Source organism: Streptomyces sp. NPDC001348, assembly GCF_053597535.1.
The window spans coordinates 143259-164468 of sequence record NZ_JBSFIK010000003.1; the positions used below are offsets into that span (position 1 = coordinate 143259).

A 21210-nucleotide genomic window follows, 5' to 3' on the forward strand; every position below is an offset into this window, starting at 1 on the left:
GATTTATTTCGTTCGACCTAACGAAAGACTTGCACGGGCAGAAGTGCCTCCGCAAGTACTTAGTTCGACCGAACGAAATTCTTGGTAGGCTGGCCACATGACCGGCACAGAGGACCAGGCGGACGCGCGGACCGAGGCGGACGCGCGGACCGAGGCACTGCGGCGGCTCATGGACGTGGGGCGCGCGCACAGCGCCGTCACGGTCATGTTCCATTCGGCGGTCGCCGCGAAGCAGGGGCTGAACGCCACCGAGACGAAGACCCTTGACTACCTGCAGCGCGAGGGCCCGCTCACCGCGAAGGACCTCGCGGAGCTGACCGGCCTGGCGCCCGCCTCCGTCACCGGGCTGCTGGACCGCCTGGAGAGCAAGGGCTTCGTCCGCAGGGTCAGGCACCCCACGGACAAACGCCGGGTGCTCGTCGAGCTGAACAAGGAGAAACTCACCGAACTGGCCGCGTTCTTCGAGGACTGGGCGCGCGACGTCGTCGAGGCGTGCGAGGCGTTCAGCACGGAGGAACTGAAGACCGTGATCCGCTTCCTCGGGGTCATGAGCGAGCGGCAGCAGGCGGCCGCCGCCCGGCTGACCGGCTGAGCCGCGCCACGGCCTCCTGCGCTCCCCCGCGTCTTCCGCGTTCCGCTACGCCCCGTACACCGCTCCCGGCACCTCCGCCTCCGTCAGCAGTTTCAGCGCCGCCTCCCCCGCCTCGGCCGGTGTCCACCGCGCGCCCTTGTCGGCGGTCGGGCCCGGCCGCCAGCCCTCCATGACGGTGATCCGGCCGCCCTCCGCCTCGAAGACCCGGCCGGTCACCCCGGTGCTCGCGGCCGAGCCCAGCCAGACCACCAGCGGGGAGACGTTCCCGGGGGCCATGGCGTCGAAGCCGGTGTCCGGGGCCGCCATGGTCCCGGCGAAGGTGTGCTCCGTCATGCGCGTGCGGGCCGCCGGCGCGATGGCGTTGACCTGCACCCCGTACCTGCGCAGCTCGGCCGCGGCGACCAGGGTGAGACCCACGATCCCCGCCTTGGCGGCGCTGTAGTTCCCCTGCCCGACCGAGCCGAGCAGTCCCGCGCCGCTGCTGGTGTTGACGATCCGGGCGACCGGCGTCCGCCCCGCCTTGGCCTCGGCCCGCCAGTACGCGGCGGCGTGCCGCAACGGCAGGAAGTGCCCCTTGAGATGGACGCGGAGGACGGCGTCCCAGTCGTCCTCGTCCAGGTTCACCAGCATGCGGTCGCGCAGGAAACCGGCGTTGTTGACGAGGGTGTCGAGACGGCCGTACGTCCCTACCGCGGTCCGGATCAACGAGGCCGCCCCCTCGGTGGTCGCGATGTCGCCGCCGTGGGCCACCGCCTCGCCGCCCGCCGCCCGGATCTCCTCCACGACGGCTCCGGCGGGGCTGTCCGGACCCGGCAGGCCGTCGAGGCCGACACCGAGGTCGTTGACGACGACCCGGGCCCCCTCGGCGGCGAAGGCGAGCGCGTGGGCCCGGCCGAGTCCGCGCCCGGCACCGGTGACGACGACGACCCGGCCCGTGCAGATTCCACTCATCTCAGTCCTCCTTGTTGGCGGTTGCCGCGTCGAGGAAGGCCGGCCGCTCTCCGCCGCCGTGCACCAGGAGGCTCGCCCCGCTGATGTAGCGGGCCGCGTCGGAGGCGAGGAAGACGGCGGCGGCGCCGACGTCGGACGGGGCGGCGAGACGGCCGAGCGGGACGGTGCGGGAGACGGCGTCGACCCCGTCCCGGCCGCCGTAGTGGAGGTGGGCCAGCTCGGTGCGGACCATGCCCACGACCAGGGTGTTGACCCGGACCTCCGGCGCCCACTCCACCGCCATGGACCCGGCCAGGTTCTCCAGTCCCGCCTTGGCCGCGCCGTAGGCGGCGGAGCCCGGTGAAGGACGGCTGCCGCTGACGCTGCCGATCATCACCACCGATCCCCGGCTCCTCCTCAGGTGTTCGTACGCGGCGAGGGAGGCGGTCAGCGGAGTGACGAGGTTCAGCTCGATCACCCGGGCGTGCCGCTCGGCGTCCGCGTCGGCGAGCGGCCGGTAGGGGGTGCCGCCCGCGTTGTTGACGAGCACGTCGACGCGGGGCAGGGCGTCGAAGAAGGCGCGTACGGCGGGCGGGTCGCGGAGGTCGAGCGGGGAGAACCCGACGCCGTCGAGGGGCCGTTCGGGTGGCCGACGGGCACAGGCGAGCACCTGGGCACCGGCCTCGGCGAAGGCCCGGGCGATCCCGGCCCCGACACCCCGCGTACCGCCCGTGACGACGACGGTCCGACCGTGCAGCGAGTTATCCACAGGGCCTCCCGCTTGCCGTAGCCGACTGCTAGCTTCGAAGCCTCACACCTAACAAATGTTTGGTGGAAAGGTAGCTGATGCGCCCATGAGTGTCTCCACCTCGTCCCCGGAAAACGGGATCGCGGTCGTCACGGTCGACGCCCCGCCGGTGAACGCGCTGCCGGTGCGCGGCTGGTTCGCGCTGGCGGAAGCGGTGCGCGCGGCGGGCCGCGATCCCGGGAACCGGTGCGTGGTACTGACCGCGCGGGGTCGGGGCTTCAACGCGGGCGTGGACATCAAGGAGATACAGGCGGACGGGAACGGCGCCCTGCTCGGCGCCAACCGAGGCTGCGCGGAAGCCTTCGCGGCGGTGTACGAGTGCGAGACCCCGGTGGTGGCGGCGGTGCACGGCTTCTGTCTGGGCGGGGGGATAGGCCTGGTGGGCAACGCGGACGCGATCGTGGCGAGCGAGGACGCCGTCTTCGGGCTGCCCGAGCTGGACCGGGGCGCGCTGGGCGCGGCCACCCATCTGGCCCGCCTCGTCCCGCCGCATCTGATGCGGACGCTGTACTACACCTCGCGGACGGCGAGTGCGGCCGACCTGCACGCCCACGGTTCGGTGTGGCGGGTCGTACCGCGCGGCGAACTGCACGCGGCGGCACTGGAGCTGGCGCGGGAGATCGCCGCCAAGGACGGGCGGCTGCTGCGTCTGGCCAAGGCCGCCATCAACGGGATCGACCCCGTCGATGTGCGGCGCAGCTACCGCTTCGAGCAGGGCTTCACCTTCGAGGCGGCCCTGAGCGGGGTGGCCGACCGGGTCCGCGACACGTTCGGGAAGGAGGGCGCGTAGGTGAGGGACAAGACGATGACCGCCGACGAGGTCGTCTCGCGGCTGGAGAGCGGCATGACCCTCGGCATCGGCGGCTGGGGGTCCCGGCGCAAACCGATGACGCTGGTCAGAGCTTTGATCCGGTCCGGAATCGATGACCTCACCGTCGTCTCGTACGGCGGCCCGGACGTCGGGATGCTGGCCGCCGCCGGACGGATCCGCAAGCTGGTCGCCGCCTTCGTCACGCTCGACTCCGTCCCGCTCGAACCGAACTACCGGGCGGCGCGCGAGCGGGGGGACTTCGAGCTGACGGAGGTCGACGAGGGCATGTTCATGTGGGGGCTGCGGGCGGCCGCGAACCGGCTGCCCTTCCTTCCGGTGCGGGCCGGGATCGGTTCGGACGTGATGCGGGTCAACCCCGGCCTGCGGACGGTCACGTCACCTTACGAGGACGGGGAGACGTTCGTGGCGATGCCCGCCCTGCGACTGGACGCGGCCCTGGTCCACGTCAACCGCGCCGACCGGCTGGGCAACGGGCAGTACCTGGGCCCGGACCCGTACTTCGACGACCTGTTCTGCGAGGCGGCGGACACGGCCTACGTCAGTTGCGAGCAGATCGTGGACACGGCCGAGCTGACGAAGGCGACGGCTCCGCAGTCGCTGCTGGTGAAACGGCATGTGGTGACCGGTGTCGTCGAGGCCCCGAACGGCGCGCACTTCACTTCGTGCGCCCCCGAGTACGGGCGGGACGAGGCTTTCCAGAAGGCGTACGCGGCCACGCCGTGGCCCGAGTTCGCCGAGCGGTTCCTCGGCGGGGACGAGGAGGCGTACCGGTCGGCGGTGCGCGCCTGGCAGGAGGAGCGGCGATGAGTGGGCCGACCCGCGCCGAGTACTGCGTGATCGCCTGCGCCGACGCCTGGCGCGGCTCCGGGGAGATACTGGCCAGCCCGATGGGCCTGATCCCGTCGCTGGGGGCGCGGCTGGCCCGGCTCACGTTCGCGCCCGACCTGTTGCTGACCGACGGCGAGGCACTGCTCGTCCGGCCGGACGGGACACCCGAGGGCTGGCTGCCCTACCGGCAGCACCTGACCCTGGTGGCCGGCGGCCGGCGGCACGTGATGATGGGGGCGAGTCAGATCGACCGCTTCGGCAACCAGAACATCTCGTGCATCGGGGACTGGGAGAGACCCCGGCGGCAATTGCTCGGCGTGCGCGGGGCGCCGCTCAACACTCTGAACAACCCGACGAGTTACTGGGTGCCCAGGCACTCACGCCGGGTCTTCGTGGAGAAGGTCGACATGGTGTGCGGGGTGGGGTACGACCGTGCCGCCGGGCATCCCGGCACGGCCCGCTACCACCGCATCCCACGGGTGGTCTCCGACCTCGGCGTGTTCGACTTCGCCACGCCCGACCACTCGATGCGGCTGGCCTCCGTGCACCCGGGAGTGGGCGTCGCGCAGGTCGCGGAGGCGACGGGTTTCGCGCTGGCGGTGCCGGACGAGGTGCCGGCCACGCGGGAGCCGACGGCCGAGGAACTGCGCCTGATCCGCGAGGTGCTCGATCCGGACGGCACCCGGGCCCGAGAGGTCCCCGAGGGGGTGGGGGACTGATGGAGACCGCGCTCACCCGGCTGGTCGGGGCCCGGCACCCGCTCGTGCAGACCGGGATGGGCTGGGTGGCGGGCCCGCGCCTGGTCTCGGCGGTGGCGAACGCGGGCGCGCTGGGCATCCTGGCCTCGGCGACCATGACCCTCGACCAGTTGCGTGCCGCGATACGGGAGGTCACGGCGCGCACGGAGGCACCGTTCGGGGTGAACCTCCGGGCGGACGCGGGCGACGCCGGCGACCGCGTCCGTCTGATCATCGACGAGGGGGTCCGGGTGGCGTCCTTCGCTCTCGCCCCCTCCCGTGAGCTGATCACCGAGCTGAAGGAGGCCGGTGTGGTCGTGATCCCGTCCGTCGGGGCGCGGCGGCACGCGGAGAAGGTCGCGGCCTGGGGCGCGGACGCGGTGATCGTGCAGGGCGGTGAGGGCGGCGGGCACACCGGCGAGGTGGCGACCAGTGTGCTGCTGCCCCAGGTGGTGGACGCGGTGCGGATACCGGTCGTGGCGGCGGGCGGCTTCTTCGACGGGCGGGGCCTGGTGGCGGCGCTGGCGTACGGGGCGGCGGGGGTGGCGATGGGCACGCGTTTCCTGCTGACCTCGGACTCGACGGTGCCGGATGCGGTGAAGGCGCGTTACCTGGCGGCGACGGTGAAGGACGTCACGGTCACCCGGGCCGTCGACGGGCTGCCGCACCGCATGCTGCGCACGGAGCTGGTGGACGCCCTGGAACGCTCCGGCCGTGCCCGCGCGCTGCTGCACGCCGTCCGGCACGCGGCCGGGTTCCGACGGCTGTCCGGGCTCACCTGGCGGCGGATGCTGCGCGACGGCCTCGCCCTGAAGCACGGCAAGGACCTGTCGTGGAGTCAGGTGCTGCTGGCGGCCAACACTCCGATGCTGCTGAGATCGGCGATGGTGGAGGGACGTACGGACCTCGGGGTGATGGCGTCCGGGCAGGTGGCCGGGGTGATCGAGGACCTGCCTTCGTGTGCGGAGCTGGTGGAGCGGGTGATGTCCGAAGCCGCCGCAGTCGTAGGTGAGTTGTCGGCGGGCGGTGCCGCGATGCGCGCATGAGGAGACGAGCGCGGGTCGAGCCTCGCCGGCCCGGCCGCGGTGGCCCGGCCGCGGTGGCCCGGCCGCGTGAGCTGTCGTGGAGGCGGTGGACGCCGGGCGGGGTGCTGGGTTTCTCGCCGGGGCACCGACCCGGGCCGGCCTGCCTCCTTCCTGCGGTTCTCAGAGCCGTTCGACGATCGTCACGTTGGCCTGGCCGCCGCCCTCGCACATGGTCTGCAGTCCGAAGCGGCCGCCGGTGCGCTCCAGTTCGTGCAGCAGGGTCGTCATCAGCTTGGCGCCGGTCGCGCCGAGCGGATGGCCGAGGGCGATGGCTCCGCCGTTGGCGTTGACCTTCTCCGGGTCCGCGCCGGTCTCCTTCAGCCAGGCGAGGACGACCGGTGCGAAGGCCTCGTTGATCTCGACGAGGTCGATGTCGTCGATGTTCAGGCCGGTCTTCTTCAGGGCGTGCGCGGTGGCCGGGATGGGCGCGGTGAGCATCCGGATGGGGTCCTCCCCGCGCACGGAGAGATGGTGGACGCGGGCGCGCGGGCGCAGCCCGTGCTCCCGCACCGCCCGCTCCGAGGCCAGCAGCAGGGCGGCGGCGCCGTCGGAGACCTGGGAGGAGCAGGCGGCGGTGACGGTGCCGCCCTCGATGACCGGCTTCAGCGCGGCCATCTTCTCCAGGGAGGTGTCCCGGCGCGGGCCCTCGTCGACGGTGACGTCGCCGTAGGGCACGGTCTCCCGGTCGAAGCGGCCCTCGTCGACGGCCCGCACCGCCCGGCGGTGCGAGCGGAGCGCGAACTCCTCCTGGTCCGCGCGGCTGATCCCCCACTTGGCGGCGATCATCTCGGCGCCGGCGAACTGGTTCACCGGCCGGCTGCCGTACCGGGCGCGCCAGCCCTCGCTGCCCGCGAACGGGCCCTCGGTGAACCCGAGGGGTTCGGCGGCCTGCCGGGTGGCGAAGGCGATCGGGATCTGGGACATGTTCTGCACACCGCCCGCGACCACCAGGTCCTGGGTGCCGGAGAGCACGGCCTGCGCGGCGAAGTGCACGGCCTGCTGGGAGGAGCCGCACTGCCGGTCGACGGTGACGCCGGGTACCTCCTCGGGCAGGCCGGCCGCCAGCCAGGCGGTGCGGGCGATGTCCCCGGCCTGCGGGCCCACCGCGTCCAGGCAGCCGAAGACGACGTCCTCGACGGCGGCCGGGTCGATGCCCGAGCGCCTGACCAGCTCGTTCAGCACATGGGCGCCGAGATCGGCCGGGTGGGCCGCGCTCAGCCCTCCCCCGCGCCGTCCGACGGGGGTGCGGACCGCTTCGACGATGTAGGCCTCGGCCATGACGACTCCCTCGCGGAAAATGGCTGTTCGCGTACGGCGATCCCGTCCAGCACCATCGACAGGTACTGCCGGGCGATCTCCTCGGGGCTGTGCTGTCCGCCGGGCCGGTACCAGGACGCGGCGACCCACACGGTGTCGCGGACGAACCGGTAGGTGAGCCGGACGTCGAGGTCGGCCCGGAAGACACGCGCGGCTACTCCGCGCTCCAGCGTGGACAGCCACGCCTTCTCGAACTTGCGCTGCGACTCGGCGAGGAACGTGAACCGTTCCTGCGCGACGAGCTGTCTGCTCTCCTTCTGGTAGATCGCGACGGCGGCGCGGTGCCGGTCGATCTCCCGGAACGACTCGGTGACCAGCGCCTCGAGCGTCTCGCGTGGGCCGAGTCCGGCGGCCAGGACGGTGTCGTAGCCGCTCCAGAGTTCGTCGAGGAAGGTCCGCAGGATCTCCTCGAGCATCGACTCCTTGGAGTCGAAGTGGTAGTAGAGGCTGCCCGCGAGCATGCCCGCGTGGTCGGCGATCTTGCGTACGGTGGTGGCGTTGTAGCCCTGCTCGGCGAAGACCTCGGCGGCGGTGCCCAGGAGTTCGCGGCGACGGTCGTGGGCGGCGGCAGCCGCGGGCTTGCTCACGGCGGTCACCTGGGGCTTCTTCTTGGTCGGCACGGCACCATTGTCGTCCCGGACCGTGTCGTCCTAGGCATGCCGGCTGCTCACGGAGACGACCTCTCCCGTCATGTACGAGGAATAGCCGGACGCCAGGAACACGATCACGTTGGCGACCTCCCAGGGTTCCGCGTACCGCCCGAAGGCCTCGCGGGCGGTCAGTTCCGCCAGCAGTTCGGGCGTGGTCACCTTCACCAGGTGCGGATGCATGGCGAGGCTCGGTGCCACCGCGTTGACCCGCACCCCGTAGGCGGCGGCCTCCAGGGCCGCGCACCGGGTCAGCGCCATCACCCCGGCCTTCGCGGCGGCGTAGTGCGCCTGCCCGGCCTGGGCGCGCCAGCCGACCACGGAGGCGTTGTTGACGATCACGCCGCTCCCGGTGTCCTTCATGGCGCGCAGGGCCGCCCGGGTGCACCGGAAGGTGCCGTTCAGCGTCACGTCCAGAACGCGGGACCACTGCTCGTCGGTCATGTCGACGAGGTCCGAGGTGCCGCCGAGACCGGCGTTGTTGACGACGACGTCCAGCTGCCCGTGTTCGCTCACGGCGGTGTCGAACAGGGCCCGCACCTGGGACTCGTCGGTGACGTCACAGGGCACGGCCGTCACCGCCCCCGGGAACTCGCGGCTCAGCTCGGCCTCGTACTCCCCCAGCCGCCGTATGTGGGCGTCGCTGATCAGGACGCGTGCGCCCTCTTCCAGGAAGCGGCGCGCGGTCGCCCCGCCGATCCCGGCTCCGGCCGCCGCGGTGACGACGGCGGTGCGGCCCTCCAGCAGCCCGTGCCCGGGCTCGTACGCCGGGCTCTCGACGCCTGTCATAGGGCCACGCTAACCTACCAAACACTTGTTAGGGAAGGACGGTGACCCGATCGTGGACCTCACCCACACTCCGGAGGACGAGCGGTTCCGCACCGAGGTCCGGGCCTGGCTCGAGGCCCATGTGCCCGCCGCCCCGCTGCCGTCCCTGGAGACGGCGGAGGGCTTCGCGGCCCACCGCGCGTGGGAGGCCGAACTGGCCGCGGACCGCTGGTCGGTCGTCGACTGGCCGGCTGAGTACGGCGGGCGGGACTGCGGTCTGGTCCGGTGGCTGGTCTTCGAGGAGGAGTACTGGGCGTCGGGCGCGCCGGGCCGGGTCGGGCAGAACGGGATCAGCCTGCTCGCGCCGACCCTCTTCGACCACGGCACGGCCGAGCAGCGGGCGCGCCTGCTACCGCGCATGGCGACCGGCGAGGTGGTCTGGGCACAGGCGTGGTCGGAGCCGGAGGCGGGCTCCGACCTGGCGTCGCTGCGGTCCAGGGCCGTACGCACCGACGGTGGGTGGTGCCTGAGCGGGCAGAAGACGTGGTCGTCGCGGGCCGCGTTCGCCGACCGCGCCTTCGGCCTGTTCCGCAGCGACCCGGACGCCCCGAAACCGCACCAGGGCCTGACGTACCTGATGTTCGACCTGCGCGCGCCCGGCGTCACGGTCCGCCCGATCGGCCGGCTGGACGGCAGGCCGGCCTTCGCCGAGCTGTTCCTGGACGAGGTGTTCGTGCCGGACGAGGACGTGATCGGCGAGCCCGGCCAGGGCTGGCGGATCGCGATGTCCACGGCGGGCAACGAACGCGGCCTCACCTTGCGCTCCCCCGGCCGCTTCCTCGCCGCCGCCGACCGCCTCCTCGCCCTGTGGCAGGACCGCGGCAGTCCGCACTCGGCGCGCGCCCGGGTGGCCGACGCCCTGATCGGCGCCCGCGCCCACCAGCTGTTCACCCATGCGGCCGCCTCCCGGTTCCTGGACGGCGAGCGCCTGGGCCCGGAGTCGAGTCTGAACAAGGTCTTCTGGTCCGAGTACGACCTGGCGCTGCACGAGACCGCGCTGGACCTCCTCGGCGCCGAGGGCGAGTTCACGGACTCCGCCTGGTCGGAGGGGTACGTCTTCTCCCTCGCCGGCCCCATCTACGCGGGCACGAACGAGATCCAGCGGGACATCGTCGCCGAGCGCCTGCTCGGCCTGCCGAAGGGGCGCCGCTGATGCGCTTCCTCCTCGACCCCGAGCAGCGCGCCTTCGCCGGCTCGCTGCACGCGATGCTCGCGGCCGCGGACACCCCCGCGGTGGTACGGGACTGGGGCCGCGGCGACCACGCGAGCGGGCGCGCGCTGTGGGCCCGTATCGCCGAGGCGGGGGTGTTCGCCCTGGCGGTTCCGGAAGAGTACGACGGGCTGGGCCCGCTGCCCGTGGAACTCGCGGTGGCGTTCGTGGAGTTGGGCAGGCACGCGGTGCCGGGCCCGCTGGTGGAGACGGTGACGGCCGCCGCGCTGCTCTCCGAGCCTGGCCTGGCCAGGCGGTTCCTGCCCTCGCTCACCGCGGGTACGACGATGGCCACGGTCGCCGTCACGGGGTACGCGCTGGACGGCGACGCGGCGGACCTCCGCCTCGCCCTCTCCCCCGACGGCCTGCGCCTGTCCCCCGGCTTCGGCCCGGTCCGCCCCGGCCTGGACCTCGCGCGCCGTCTCACCGCCCTCGCCCCGGGCGGCGAACTCCTCACCCCCGACCCGCCGTCGGCCCACGCCCTCACCTGGGCCCGCCTGGCCACCGCCGCCCAGGCGCTCGGCGTCGGACTCGCGCTCCTCGACACCACCGTCGCCTACGTCGGGCAGCGCACCCAGTTCGGCGTCCCCATAGGCTCCTTCCAGGCGGTGAAGCACCGGCTGGCCGACGCGAAGATCGCCCTGGAGTTCGCCCGCCCCCTCGTCCTCGGCGCCGCGGTGACGATGGACCCGGCCGATGTGGCCGCCGCCAAACTGAGGGCGTGCGAGGCGGCCTGCACCACGGCCCGCACCGCGCTCCAGCTGCATGGCGCGATCGGCTACACGGCGGAGTACGACCTGTCGCTCTGGCTGACCCGGGCCCGTGCGCTGCGCACCGCCTGGGGCGGGCCGGACGAGTGCCGGGACCTGGTGCTCAGCCGGGCCGGCGGCCGCCGGTGAGCCTACGTCAGCCCGGTACGATGCCCGCCGCCCGTGCGGCCGCCAGCCACTTGGGGAACTCGCCCACGAGACGGTCGTACAGCTCGGCGTCGGGCACGGCCCGCGGGTCCGTACCCGCGTGGAAGAAACCGGCGTTGTCGACGGCCCGCTTGCCGGGCACCGCCAGTTCGTCCAGCCTGCGCAGGAACTGGAACTGTTTGCTGCCCGGATCACCGAAGCCGATGAACTGCCAGAACAGCGGCAGCTTCGCCGCCTTGCAGAGGTAGCGCTCGGCGGCGAGCTTGTTGACCGGCCCGCCGTCGGTCTGGAAGACGACCAGGGCGGGGTCGGTGGAGCCGCTGTCGAGGTAGTGGTCGATGACGGCGTCCATCGCCAGGTGGTAGCTGGTCCTGCCCATGTGCCCGAGTCCGGCCGCGATCCGCTCGACGCGGCCCTGGTAGTCGGTCAGCGAGATGTCGGTGACGGCGTCGACGTCGGTGGAGAAGAACACCACGGGCACCCGGCCGTCGTCGTCGAGGTGGGCGGACAGACCCAGCACCCGGTCGGCGAGCGCCTGCACGCTGCCGTCGTCGTAGAACGGCTTCATGGAACCCGAGTAGTCGACCACGAGGTAGACGGCGGCCCGCAGCCCCTCCAGCCCGTGCTCGGCGAGCGACACCCCGGCGCTCTTGTACAGGCTGACCAGCGCGGGCGCGGTCTGCTCCACTTTGCTGAGACTGATCGAGGCCATGGCCCCACCTTCCCACCCCGGCCTCGTTGTTCGCTATTTTGTTCGCCGCCGTCCCCACCGGCTCATCCGTCCCACCCTTCCCGAGGAGCCGGCCGTGGCGCCCGAGTCACCCGAGTCCACCCAGTCCGCCGAGCCGAGCGCACCCGCCGCGCCCGCCGTCACCACCTGCTACCGCCACCCGAAGGTGGAGTCCCACGTCCGCTGCACCCGCTGCGACCGCTATATCTGCCCGAGCTGCATGCGGGAGGCCGCCGTCGGCCACCAGTGCGTGGAGTGCGTGAAGGAGGGCGCGCGGTCGGTGCGACAGGCACGGACGGCGTTCGGCGGCCGGATCACTGCGGTGCCGCTGGTGACATACGTCCTGATCGGGCTCAATGTGCTCGCCTACCTCGCGGAGCTGGTCCGGCCGTCGGTCGTGGACCGGTTCGGCATGCTGGGCACCGTGGCGGCGGGCCACTACCCGGAGGGTGTCGCGCACGGCGAGTGGTACCGCCTCCTGACCGGCGCGTTCCTGCACAGCCCGCCCACCGACGGCACGTTCGGGATCCTGCACATCGTGATGAACATGGTCGCGCTGTGGAACATCGGCCGGGTGGTGGAGACCCAGCTCGGCCGGGTTCGCTGTCTCGCCCTGTACTTCCTCTCCGCGCTCGGCGGCTCGGTCCTGGTCCTGCTCATCGCCCCGGAGGACCTCGTGGTCGGCGCGTCCGGCGCCGTCTTCGGGCTCGGCGCCGCCTACTACGTCATGGCCCGCCGCCTCGGCGCCGACATGTCCGCCGTCAACCGCTTCATGGGCGGCCTGCTGCTGTGGCTGCTGATCTCCGCCGGCCTCACCTCCTGGCAGGCCCACCTCGGCGGTCTGCTGGCGGGCGGCGTGGTGACGCTGGCGTACGCGTACGCACCCCGTGACGGCCGGCGGACGCTGGTACAGGCGGGGGTGTGCGCGGGGCTGCTGGCGCTGCTGCTGGTGCTGACCTGGGCGAAGGTCTCCGCGCTGACCTGAGAAAGGCGGCGGCGCCTGCCCAACGTCCGGTCGGGGACTGGGGCAGGCGCCGTCTGTGTTCCGTACGCCTTTGTACGGGACGTCTCTTGGGGAGTTCCCCCGTGGCCGTCAGACCATCAGTGCGCGGTCCGTCGGGCGGATGGGGGCCGGCAGGTCGCTGGTTCCGGCGAGGAAGCGGTCCACGCCGCGGGCGGCCGAGCGGCCCTCCGCGATGGCCCAGACGATGAGGGACTGGCCGCGGCCGGCGTCGCCGGCGACGAACACGCCCGGCACGTTGGTCTGGAAGTCGGCGTCGCGGGCGATGTTGCCGCGCTCGTCGAGGTCCAGGCCGAACTGCTCGACCAGGCCGTTCTCACGGTCGGTGCCGGTGAAGCCCATGGCGAGGGTGACCAGCTGGGCGGGGATCTTGCGCTCCGTGCCCGGCTTCTGGGTCAGCTTGCCGTCTACGAACTCGACCTCGGCGAGGTGCAGCCACTGCACGTTGCCGTCCTCGTCGCCCTCGAAGTGGGTGGTGGACGCCGCGTAGATGCGCTCGCCGCCCTCCTCGTGGGCCGAGGTGACCTTGTAGAGGATCGGGAAGGTCGGCCAGGGCTGGTTCGTCGGGTGCCGCTCGTCGTTCGGGCGGGGCATGATCTCCAGCTGGGTGACGGAGGCCGCGCCCTGGCGGTGGGCGGTGCCCACGCAGTCCGCGCCGGTGTCGCCGCCGCCGATGACGACGACGTGCTTGCCCTCGGCCGAGATCGGGGCGGTGACGTAGTCGCCCTCCTGGACCTTGTTGGACAGCGGCAGGTACTCCATCGCCTGGTAGATGCCCTTGAGCTCGCGGCCGGGCACGGGAAGGTCGCGGGCGGTGGTGGCACCGACGGCCAGGACCACCGCGTCGTACCGCTTCTTCAGGTCGGTCGCCTTGAGGTCGCGGCCGATCTCGATACCGGTACGGAAGCGGGTGCCCTCCGCGCGCATCTGCTCGATGCGGCGGTTGATGTGCCGCTTCTCCATCTTGAACTCGGGGATGCCGTAGCGCAGGAGGCCGCCGACGCGGTCCGCGCGCTCGTACACCGCGACCGTGTGACCGGCCCGGGTCAGCTGCTGGGCGGCGGCCAGACCGGCCGGGCCCGAGCCGACGACGGCGACGGTCTTGCCGGACAGTCGCTCGGGCGCCTGCGGGGCGACGTCCCCGGTCTCCCACGCCTTGTCGATGATCGAGACCTCGACGTTCTTGATGGTGACCGGCGGCTGGTTGATGCCCAGCACGCACGCCGACTCGCAGGGGGCCGGGCAGAGACGACCGGTGAACTCCGGGAAGTTGTTGGTCGCGTGCAGCCGCTCGGAGGCGGCCGCCCAGTCCTCGCGGTAGGCGTAGTCGTTCCACTCGGGGATCAGGTTCCCCAGCGGACAGCCGTTGTGGCAGAACGGGATGCCGCAGTCCATGCACCGGCTGGCCTGCTTGCTGATGATCGGCAGCAGGGAACCGGGGACGTAGACCTCGTTCCAGTCCTTGACGCGCTCGTCGACGGGGCGGGTCTTGGCGACCTCACGGCCGTGGTTCAGGAAGCCCTTCGGGTCAGCCATTGATCGCCGCCTCCATCATCTTCTCGTGGGTCTCGGTCTCGGTGAGACCGGCTCGCTCGGCGGCGTCCTTGGCGGCGAGCACTGCCTTGTACGTGCTGGGGATGATCTTGGTGAAACGTGTGACGGCCTGGTCCCAGTCGGCCAGCAGCTTGTCGGCGACCGTGGACCCGGTCTCCTCGGCGTGGCGGCGCACCACGTCGTGCAGCCACTGCTTGTCCGTGTCGTCGAGCGCCTCGATCGAGTCGATGTTGCCGACGTTGACGTTGTCGCGGTCGAGGTCGATCACGTAGGCGATGCCGCCCGACATGCCGGCCGCGAAGTTGCGGCCCGTCTCGCCGAGGACCACCGCGTGACCGCCGGTCATGTACTCGCAGCCGTGGTCGCCCACGCCCTCGGAGACCACCAGCGCGCCGGAGTTGCGGACGCAGAACCGCTCGCCGGTCCGACCGCGCAGGAACAGCTCGCCGCCGGTCGCGCCGTAGGCGATGGTGTTGCCCGCGATCGTCGAGTACTCGGCGAGGTGGTCGGCACCCCGGTCAGGACGGACGATCACCCGGCCGCCGGAGAGGCCCTTGCCGACGTAGTCGTTGGCGTCGCCCTCCAGGCGCAGCGTGACACCGCGCGGCAGGAAGGCTCCGAAGGACTGGCCGGCGGAGCCGGTGAAGGTGATGTCGATGGTGTCGTCGGGCAGGCCCGCGCCGCCGAACCGCTTCGTCACCTCGTGGCCGAGCATGGTGCCGACCGTGCGGTTGATGTTGCGGATGGTGACCTGGGCGCGCACCGGCTGGGCGTCGGTCGCCGAGTCGGCGGCCAGCGCGTCGGCGGCGAGCTTGATCAGCTCGTTGTCCAGCGCCTTCTCCAGGCCGTGGTCCTGGGCGACGATCCGGTGGCGCACGGCGCCCTCGGCCAGCTCGGGCACGTGGAACAGCGGCTCCAGGTCCAGGCCCTGCGCCTTCCAGTGGTCGACGGCACGCGTGACGTCGAGCGCCTCGGCGTGGCCGACGGCCTCCTCGATGGAGCGGAAGCCCAGTTCGGCGAGGATCTCGCGGACCTCCTCGGCGATGTACTGGAAGAAGTTCACGACGTACTCGGCCTTGCCGGTGAAGCGCTCGCGCAGCACCGGGTTCTGGGTGGCGACGCCGACCGGGCAGGTGTCCAGGTGGCAGACGCGCATCATGATGCAGCCGGAGACCACCAGCGGGGCGGTGGCGAAGCCGAACTCCTCGGCGCCGAGCAGCGCGGCGATGACCACGTCACGGCCGGTCTTCAGCTGGCCGTCGGTCTGGACGACGATGCGGTCGCGCAGGCCGTTGAGCAGCAGCGTCTGCTGGGTCTCGGCGAGGCCGAGCTCCCAGGGGCCGCCCGCGTGCTTCAGCGAGGTCAGCGGGGAGGCGCCGGTACCGCCGTCGTGGCCGGAGATGAGCACCACGTCCGCGTGCGCCTTCGACACACCCGCCGCGACCGTGCCGACACCGACCTCGGAGACCAGCTTGACGTGGATCCGCGCCTGCGGATTCGCGTTCTTCAGGTCGTGGATCAGCTGGGCCAGGTCCTCGATGGAGTAGATGTCGTGGTGCGGCGGCGGGGAGATCAGGCCGACGCCCGGGGTCGAGTGACGGGTCTTGGCCACCCACGGGTAGACCTTGTGGCCGGGCAGCTGGCCGCCCTCACCGGGCTTGGCGCCCTGGGCCATCTTGATCTGGATGTCGTCCGCGTTGACCAGGTACTCGGAGGTCACGCCGAAGCGGCCGGAGGCGACCTGCTTGATGGCGGACCGGCGCGCCGGGTCGTACAGCCGCTCCGGGTCCTCGCCGCCCTCACCGGTGTTGGACTTGCCGCCCAGCTGGTTCATGGCGATGGCGAGGGTCTCGTGCGCCTCCCGGGAGATGGAGCCGTACGACATGGCGCCGGTGGAGAAGCGCTTGACGATCTCGCTGACCGGCTCGACCTCGTCGATCGGGATCGAGGGGCGGTCCGACTTGAAGCCGAACAGGCCGCGCAGCGTCATCAGGCGCTCGGACTGCTCGTTCACACGGTCCGTGTACTTCTTGAAGATGTCGTACCGGCCGGTGCGCGTGGAGTGCTGGAGGCGGAAGACCGTCTCCGGGTCGAACAGGTGCGGCTCGCCCTCGCGGCGCCACTGGTACTCGCCGCCGATGTCCAGCGCGCGGTGCGCGGGAGCGATGCCGGAGGCGGGGTAGGCCTTGGCGTGGCGGGCGGCGACCTCCTTGGCGACGACGTCGATGCCGACGCCGCCGATCTTGGTCGTGGTGCCGCTGAAGTACTTCTCGACGAAGGCCTCGTCGAGACCGACGGCCTCGAAGACCTGGGCGCCGCGGTAGGAGGCGACGGTCGAGATGCCCATCTTGGACATGACCTTCAGCACGCCCTTGCCGAGGGCGTAGATCAGGTTGCGGATGGCCTGCTCGGCCTCCATGCCCGGCAGGAAGGTGCCCGCGCGGACGAGGTCCTCGACCGACTCCATCGCCAGGTAGGGGTTGACCGCGGCGGCGCCGTAGCCGATGAGCAGGGCGACGTGGTGGACCTCGCGGACGTCCCCGGCCTCGACCAGCAGGCCCACCTGGGTGCGCTGCTTGGTGCGGATGAGGTGGTGGTGGACGGCCGCGGTGAGCAGCAGCGACGGGATCGGCGCGTGCTCGGCGTCCGAGTGCCGGTCGGACAGGACGATCAGACGGGCGCCGTTCTCGATCGCGGCGTCGGCCTCGGCGCAGATCTCGTCGAGGCGCGCGGCGAGCGCGTCACCACCGCCGGAGACCCGGTACAGGCCGGAGAGGGTCGCGGCCTTGAAGCCGGGCATGTCGCCGTCGGCGTTGATGTGGATGAGCTTGGCCAGCTCGTCGTTGTCGATCACCGGGAAGGGCAGTACGACGGACCGGCAGGAGGCCGCGGAGGGCTCCAGCAGGTTGCCCTCCGGGCCCAGCGAGGAGCGCAGGGAGGTGACCAGTTCCTCGCGGATCGCGTCCAGCGGCGGGTTGGTGACCTGCGCGAACAGCTGGGTGAAGTAGTCGAAGAGCAGCCGCGGACGCTCGGAGAGGGCGGCGATCGGCGAGTCGGTGCCCATGGAGCCGATCGGCTCGGCGCCGGCCTTGGCCATCGGGGCGAGGATGACGCGCAGCTCCTCCTCGGTGTAGCCGAAGGTCTGCTGGCGGCGGGTGACGGAGGCGTGGGTGTGCACGATGTGCTCGCGCTCGGGCAGGTCGCCCAGCTCGATCTCGCCGGCCTCGAGCCACTCCGCGTAGGGGTGCTCGGCGGCGAGCTGCGCCTTGATCTCGTCGTCCTCGATGATGCGGTGCTCGGCGGTGTCCACGAGGAACATGCGGCCGGGCTGGAGGCGGCCCTTGCGGACGACCTTGGCGGGGTCGATGTCGAGGACGCCGACCTCGGAGCTGAGCACGACGAGACCCTCGTCGGTGACCCAGTAGCGGCCGGGGCGCAGACCGTTGCGGTCGAGCACGGCGCCGACCTGGGTGCCGTCGGTGAAGGTGACGCAGGCGGGGCCGTCCCAGGGCTCCATCATCGTGGAGTGGTACTGGTAGAACGCGCGCCGGGCCGGGTCCATGGAGTCGTGGTTCTCCCACGCCTCCGGGATCATCATCAGCACGGAGTGCGGCAGGGAGCGGCCGCCGAGGTGCAGCAGTTCGAGCACCTCGTCGAAGGACGCCGAGTCGGAGGCGTCGGGCGTGCACACCGGGAAGACGCGCTCGAGGGCCTGGTCGTCCGATCCGAACAGGTCCGAGACCAGCTGGGACTCGCGGGCGACCATCCAGTTGCGGTTGCCCTTGACGGTGTTGATCTCACCGTTGTGCGCGACGAAGCGGTACGGGTGCGCGAGCGGCCAGCTCGGGAAGGTGTTGGTGGAGAACCGGGAGTGCACGAGCGCGATCGCGGAGGCGAAGCGGCGGTCGGACAGGTCCGGGAAGAAGGGCTCGAGCTGGCCGGTGGTCAGCATGCCCTTGTAGACGATCGTGCGGGCCGACAGGGAGGGGAAGTAGACGTCCGCCTCGCGCTCGGCGCGCTTGCGCAGCACGAAGGCCTTGCGGTCCAGCGCGATGCCCTCGCTGGCGCCTCCCCCAGACTCCGTCCGGGAGGTGCCCCCAGTAACGAAGACCTGCCGGAAGGCCGGCATGGTGGAGCGGGCGGTGGCGCCCAGCAGCTCGGGGGCGACGGGGACCTCGCGCCAGCCGAGGACGGTGAGGCCCTCTTCGGCCGCGATCGTCTCGATCTTCGAGACGGCGTCCTCGGTCCCCTCCTCGGGCAGGAAGGCGATACCGACGGCGTACGAGCCGGCCGCGGGCAGATCGAATCCGGCCACCTCACGGAAGAAGGCGTCGGGCACCTGGGAGAGCAGGCCCGCGCCGTCGCCGGAGTCGGGCTCGGAGCCGGTGGCACCGCGGTGTTCGAGGTTGCGCAGAACGGTCAGCGCCTGCTCGACCAGCGCATGGCTCGCCTCGCCGGTGAGGGTGGCCACGAAGCCGACACCGCAGGCGTCGTGCTCGTCGCGGGGGTCGTACATACCCTGCGCAGCAGGGCGAGCATCCATGAACGACCAGTTCTGGCCATTCGCGGAATGCTGGGACGGCTGGCGCGGCGTACGCATCGGCTCTCCCGTCGTCGTCATCTGGCATGTGCTGGTGCCGAGGGACGACGCTGGCCCTCTGCGTGAGTGCAAAATTTCGTGCAGGTTACATGATGGAGCGGTTCTCGGGAAGCGGATACTCCGTTCCAGCATGCGGACACCGCGGTCGCGGTGGAGCACCGCGCACGGCGGTGGGAAGTATGGGGGACACAACGGGGCAGGATCGGTCGGATCGATGTCCGTCGGTCCGGGGGAACGAGGAAAGCGTCATCGCCCGTTCCATGGGTGCGCGGCAGGCGTCATTGCCCGCAGCGCTTACGGCTCATGCCCGGCGATTAAGCCTTCGAAACCAACGAGTAACGGCTACTTATACGGCCCATCGCATAAGTAGCATCCGCGCTATCCTACGGCCGTTCCGAACAGGCTGCCCAGGGCGTACGTCACACCGGCCGCGGCGCCGCCGAGCGCGAGCTGCCTCAGGCCGCTGTACCACCAGGTGCGTGCGGTCACCCTGGCCACCACGGCACCGCAGCCGAACAGTCCGGCGAGCGCGAGCAGCAGGGCCGGCCACAGCGCGGTCGCCCCCAGCAGGAACGGCAGTACGGGCAGCAGGGCGCCCAGCGCGAAGGACCCGAACGAGGAAACGGCCGCGACCAGCGGCGAGGGAAGGTCGCCCGGGTCGATGCCGAGTTCCTCGCGGGCGTGTATCTCCAGCGCCTGCTCGGGGTCCTTGGACAGTTGCCGGGCCACCTCGCGCGCCAGCTCCGGCTCGACCCCGCGCGCCTCGTAGAGCGCGGCGAGCTCGGCCTCCTCGTCCTGGGGGTGCTTGCGCAGTTCCCGGCGCTCGACGTCCAGCTCCGCCTCGACGAGCTCGCGCTGGGAGGCCACGGAGGTGTACTCGCCGGCCGCCATGGAGAAGGCCCCGGCGGCGAGGCCCGCGAGCCCGGTGATCACAATGGTGTGCTGCCCGGCCGAACCGCCCGCGACGCCGGTCAGCAGGGCCAGGTTGGAGACGAGGCCGTCCATCGCACCGAACACGGCGGGGCGCAGCCAGCCACCGTTCACGTCCCGGTGCGTGTGGTTGTCGCGGTGCGCCTCGTGCAGCACCGCCTCGGTCTCGATGATCGCCATGCGGGGTCCCCCAGGAAGCTTAGCCAAAGCTAACTTTGGACGAGTTCTACTTTTCGACAACACTGAACTTACGCCGCGCATTCCTCCCCCGCCAGCAAGGAAAGGCTGGGCTAACCTGCGGTTTTGAGTGCCGACCGGGTGACTTGACGGCTTCCGCGGCGCTACCCGGCCGCCCCGGTGGGACACCTCCGCAAAGGACTCCGCGCCCCCGGCGGAGCTCCCCGGAGGTGAGGCCCCCATGGCATCGGCCCCTGTGGCACCGGCCCCTGTGGCTTCGATCCGCGAGCGGGCGCGCGGCGCGCTGCTCGGTCTGGCCGTCGGGGACGCCCTCGGGGCACCGGCCGAGAACATGAAGCCCTCCGAGATCCGCGCCCGCTGGGGCCGCATCACCGGATACGTGACCGACAAGCCGGCCGGTACGGACGACACCGAGTACGCGATCTTCTCCGGCCTGCTGCTGGCCCGGCACGGCTCGGCGCTCACCCCGGCCCATGTCGAGGCGGCCTGGCACGAGTGGATCGCCGACGGTCACGAGGGCCCCTTCCGGGGCGCCGGCTTCAGCGAGCGCGGCACGCTGGAGAACCTCCGCCGGGGCCTGGCCGCCCCCATCTCCGCCCAGCACCGCCACGCCTGGAGCGACGGCCTGGCGATGCGGGCGGCTCCCTTCGGGGTGTTCGCGGTGGGCCGCCCCGCCGAGGCCGCCCGGCTGGTGACGATCGACGGCTCGGTCAGCCACGATGGCGAGGGCATCTACGGCGGCCAGGCGGTGGCGGCCGGGGTCGCGGCGGCGATGGCGGGCGCACCGGCCGTGGCCGTGGTGGCCGCCGCCCTCGCGGTGGTCCCGGACGACTCCTGGACCGCGCGCTCCCTGCGCCGCGCGGCGGCCGTCGCCCACCGCGGGGAACGCGCGGTCCGCTCCGCCGTCGTCATCGGCGGCTACCCCTGGACCGACCTGGCTCCCGAGGCGGTCGCCCTCGCCTTCGGGGCGTACGCCGCGGCGGACGGCGACTTCCGGGAGGCGGTGCTCACGGCCGTGAACATGGGCCGCGACGCCGACACCACGGCCGCGGTCGCGGGCGCCCTGGCCGGGGCGACCCAGGGCGTCTGCGCCATCCCGGCCGACTGGGCCGCCGCGATCGGCCCGGCCCGCGGCACCTGCCTGCCGTCCATGGCGGGCCACCACGTGCTGGACGTGGCGGAACTGCTGGTGGCGGAGGAGGGCGGCAAGTGGGGAGCGGAAGTGGTGGTGCCGGACCATCTGCCGGCGGTGGAACAGCTCCTCGGCGGCGGCCCCCTGCTGGCCACCGCCGGTGCCGGCGACCCGGACAGCGAGGTACGGCCATGACCCGCCGCATCGAGGCCCCGCAGCTCGGACCCGCCGCCACGAGGCGCCCGCCGAACGTGCCGCGCCCACCCGGCGGCAATCCCCCGCCGACCACCACGGATACCGGCGCCCCGGACAGC

At 72.1% G+C, this 21210-nt stretch carries 18 protein-coding genes; 9 read left to right on the forward strand and 9 right to left on the reverse strand.

Annotation, left to right across the window (positions count from 1 at the left end; all coding sequences use genetic code 11):
• The first annotated feature begins 97 nt into the window (after positions 1-97).
• Positions 98-592: a MarR family winged helix-turn-helix transcriptional regulator gene (locus ACWC21_RS04185; RefSeq protein WP_450877927.1), complete on the forward strand. Its 495-nt coding sequence runs from the start codon at positions 98-100 to the stop codon at positions 590-592.
• Between the two features lie 45 nt (positions 593-637).
• Here the strand turns inward: ACWC21_RS04185 and ACWC21_RS04190 are convergent, their stop codons facing one another.
• Together ACWC21_RS04190 and ACWC21_RS04195 are read right to left on the reverse strand one after the other, a co-directional pair.
• Entirely contained in the window at positions 638-1543 is a 906-nt protein-coding gene (locus tag ACWC21_RS04190) for an SDR family oxidoreductase (RefSeq protein WP_450877929.1), read from the reverse strand.
• A gap of 1 nt (position 1544) precedes the next feature.
• A complete protein-coding gene (locus ACWC21_RS04195; protein ID WP_450877931.1) occupies positions 1545-2291 on the reverse strand; it encodes an SDR family oxidoreductase in 747 nt (248 codons plus the stop codon).
• An 85-nt stretch (positions 2292-2376) separates the two neighbouring features.
• On the opposite strand from ACWC21_RS04195, the gene ACWC21_RS04200 reads away from it, so the two are divergent.
• From ACWC21_RS04200 to ACWC21_RS04215, 4 genes are read left to right on the forward strand one after another with little or no spacing between them, the layout of a single operon-like run.
• Positions 2377-3120 (forward strand): enoyl-CoA hydratase family protein, encoded by a 744-nt coding sequence (locus ACWC21_RS04200; RefSeq protein ID WP_450877933.1) that lies wholly within the window; start codon positions 2377-2379, stop codon positions 3118-3120.
• Entirely contained in the window at positions 3121-3969 is an 849-nt protein-coding gene (locus tag ACWC21_RS04205; protein WP_450877935.1) for a CoA transferase subunit A, read from the forward strand.
• Positions 3966-4709 carry a CoA-transferase subunit beta gene (locus ACWC21_RS04210; RefSeq protein WP_450877937.1) on the forward strand — a complete coding sequence of 248 codons (744 nt, stop codon included), beginning with the start codon at positions 3966-3968 and terminating at the stop codon, positions 4707-4709. The genes ACWC21_RS04205 and ACWC21_RS04210 overlap by 4 nt, the downstream gene beginning before the upstream one ends.
• On the forward strand, positions 4709-5773 hold the full coding sequence (locus ACWC21_RS04215) for an NAD(P)H-dependent flavin oxidoreductase (RefSeq protein WP_450877939.1): 1065 nt from the start codon (positions 4709-4711) through the stop codon (positions 5771-5773). The genes ACWC21_RS04210 and ACWC21_RS04215 overlap by 1 nt, the downstream gene beginning before the upstream one ends.
• Positions 5774-5932: 159 nt before the next feature.
• Here the strand turns inward: ACWC21_RS04215 and ACWC21_RS04220 are convergent, their stop codons facing one another.
• From ACWC21_RS04220 to ACWC21_RS04230, 3 genes are read right to left on the reverse strand one after another with little or no spacing between them, the layout of a single operon-like run.
• Positions 5933-7090, reverse strand: coding sequence for an acetyl-CoA C-acetyltransferase (locus ACWC21_RS04220; protein WP_450877941.1), 1158 nt, complete (start codon positions 7088-7090; stop codon positions 5933-5935).
• Positions 7027-7749 carry a TetR/AcrR family transcriptional regulator gene (locus ACWC21_RS04225; RefSeq protein WP_450877943.1) on the reverse strand — a complete coding sequence of 241 codons (723 nt, stop codon included), beginning with the start codon at positions 7747-7749 and terminating at the stop codon, positions 7027-7029. The genes ACWC21_RS04220 and ACWC21_RS04225 overlap by 64 nt, the downstream gene beginning before the upstream one ends.
• A gap of 30 nt (positions 7750-7779) precedes the next feature.
• Complete coding sequence (locus tag ACWC21_RS04230; protein WP_450877945.1) at positions 7780-8565, reverse strand: SDR family oxidoreductase; 786 nt, start codon at positions 8563-8565, stop codon at positions 7780-7782.
• Between the two features lie 52 nt (positions 8566-8617).
• Here ACWC21_RS04230 and ACWC21_RS04235 point away from each other — a divergent pair, with 52 nt between their 5' ends.
• Both ACWC21_RS04235 and ACWC21_RS04240 read left to right on the forward strand, forming a co-directional pair.
• Positions 8618-9757 (forward strand): acyl-CoA dehydrogenase family protein, encoded by a 1140-nt coding sequence (locus ACWC21_RS04235; RefSeq protein ID WP_450877947.1) that lies wholly within the window; start codon positions 8618-8620, stop codon positions 9755-9757.
• Positions 9757-10713 carry an acyl-CoA dehydrogenase family protein gene (locus ACWC21_RS04240; protein ID WP_450877949.1) on the forward strand — a complete coding sequence of 319 codons (957 nt, stop codon included), beginning with the start codon at positions 9757-9759 and terminating at the stop codon, positions 10711-10713. Before ACWC21_RS04235 ends, ACWC21_RS04240 begins: the two co-directional genes overlap by 1 nt.
• A 7-nt stretch (positions 10714-10720) precedes the next feature.
• Here the strand turns inward: ACWC21_RS04240 and ACWC21_RS04245 are convergent, their stop codons facing one another.
• Positions 10721-11443 (reverse strand): vWA domain-containing protein, encoded by a 723-nt coding sequence (locus ACWC21_RS04245; protein ID WP_450877951.1) that lies wholly within the window; start codon positions 11441-11443, stop codon positions 10721-10723.
• 94 nt (positions 11444-11537) lie between these two features.
• Here ACWC21_RS04245 and ACWC21_RS04250 point away from each other — a divergent pair, with 94 nt between their 5' ends.
• The gene (locus ACWC21_RS04250; RefSeq protein WP_450877953.1) at positions 11538-12446 is read left to right on the forward strand and encodes a rhomboid family intramembrane serine protease; all 909 of its coding nucleotides are present in this window, start codon (positions 11538-11540) and stop codon (positions 12444-12446) included.
• A gap of 108 nt (positions 12447-12554) precedes the next feature.
• On the opposite strand, the gene ACWC21_RS04255 is transcribed toward ACWC21_RS04250, so the two are convergent.
• From ACWC21_RS04255 to ACWC21_RS04265, 3 genes are all read right to left on the reverse strand, one after another.
• A complete protein-coding gene (locus ACWC21_RS04255; RefSeq protein ID WP_450877955.1) occupies positions 12555-14018 on the reverse strand; it encodes a glutamate synthase subunit beta in 1464 nt (487 codons plus the stop codon).
• A complete protein-coding gene (gltB, locus tag ACWC21_RS04260; RefSeq protein WP_450877957.1) occupies positions 14011-18636 on the reverse strand; it encodes a glutamate synthase large subunit in 4626 nt (1541 codons plus the stop codon). The genes ACWC21_RS04255 and gltB overlap by 8 nt, the downstream gene beginning before the upstream one ends.
• Before the next feature lie 378 nt (positions 18637-19014).
• Complete coding sequence (locus tag ACWC21_RS04265; protein WP_450877959.1) at positions 19015-19746, reverse strand: VIT1/CCC1 transporter family protein; 732 nt, start codon at positions 19744-19746, stop codon at positions 19015-19017.
• Between the two features lie 238 nt (positions 19747-19984).
• Between ACWC21_RS04265 and ACWC21_RS04270 the strand changes: the two genes are divergently transcribed.
• Entirely contained in the window at positions 19985-21091 is a 1107-nt protein-coding gene (locus tag ACWC21_RS04270; protein WP_450877961.1) for an ADP-ribosylglycohydrolase family protein, read from the forward strand.
• Positions 21092-21210 lie beyond the last annotated feature (119 nt).

Excerpts from the sequence above, each read along its gene's own strand:
- ACWC21_RS04185 (WP_450877927.1), top strand. The coding sequence starts at position 98 with ATGACCGGCACAGAGGACCAGGCGGACGCGCGGACCGAGGCGGACGCG.
- ACWC21_RS04190 (WP_450877929.1), bottom strand. The coding sequence starts at position 1,543 with ATGAGTGGAATCTGCACGGGCCGGGTCGTCGTCGTCACCGGTGCCGGG.
- ACWC21_RS04200 (WP_450877933.1), top strand. The coding sequence starts at position 2,377 with ATGAGTGTCTCCACCTCGTCCCCGGAAAACGGGATCGCGGTCGTCACG.
- ACWC21_RS04210 (WP_450877937.1), top strand. The coding sequence starts at position 3,966 with ATGAGTGGGCCGACCCGCGCCGAGTACTGCGTGATCGCCTGCGCCGAC.
- ACWC21_RS04215 (WP_450877939.1), top strand. The coding sequence starts at position 4,709 with ATGGAGACCGCGCTCACCCGGCTGGTCGGGGCCCGGCACCCGCTCGTG.
- ACWC21_RS04220 (WP_450877941.1), bottom strand. The coding sequence starts at position 7,090 with ATGGCCGAGGCCTACATCGTCGAAGCGGTCCGCACCCCCGTCGGACGG.
- ACWC21_RS04230 (WP_450877945.1), bottom strand. The coding sequence starts at position 8,565 with ATGACAGGCGTCGAGAGCCCGGCGTACGAGCCCGGGCACGGGCTGCTG.
- ACWC21_RS04240 (WP_450877949.1), top strand. The coding sequence starts at position 9,757 with ATGCGCTTCCTCCTCGACCCCGAGCAGCGCGCCTTCGCCGGCTCGCTG.
- ACWC21_RS04245 (WP_450877951.1), bottom strand. The coding sequence starts at position 11,443 with ATGGCCTCGATCAGTCTCAGCAAAGTGGAGCAGACCGCGCCCGCGCTG.
- ACWC21_RS04255 (WP_450877955.1), bottom strand. The coding sequence starts at position 14,018 with ATGGCTGACCCGAAGGGCTTCCTGAACCACGGCCGTGAGGTCGCCAAG.
- gltB (WP_450877957.1), bottom strand. The coding sequence starts at position 18,636 with ATGCGTACGCCGCGCCAGCCGTCCCAGCATTCCGCGAATGGCCAGAAC.
- ACWC21_RS04265 (WP_450877959.1), bottom strand. The coding sequence starts at position 19,746 with ATGGCGATCATCGAGACCGAGGCGGTGCTGCACGAGGCGCACCGCGAC.
- ACWC21_RS04270 (WP_450877961.1), top strand. The coding sequence starts at position 19,985 with ATGGCATCGGCCCCTGTGGCACCGGCCCCTGTGGCTTCGATCCGCGAG.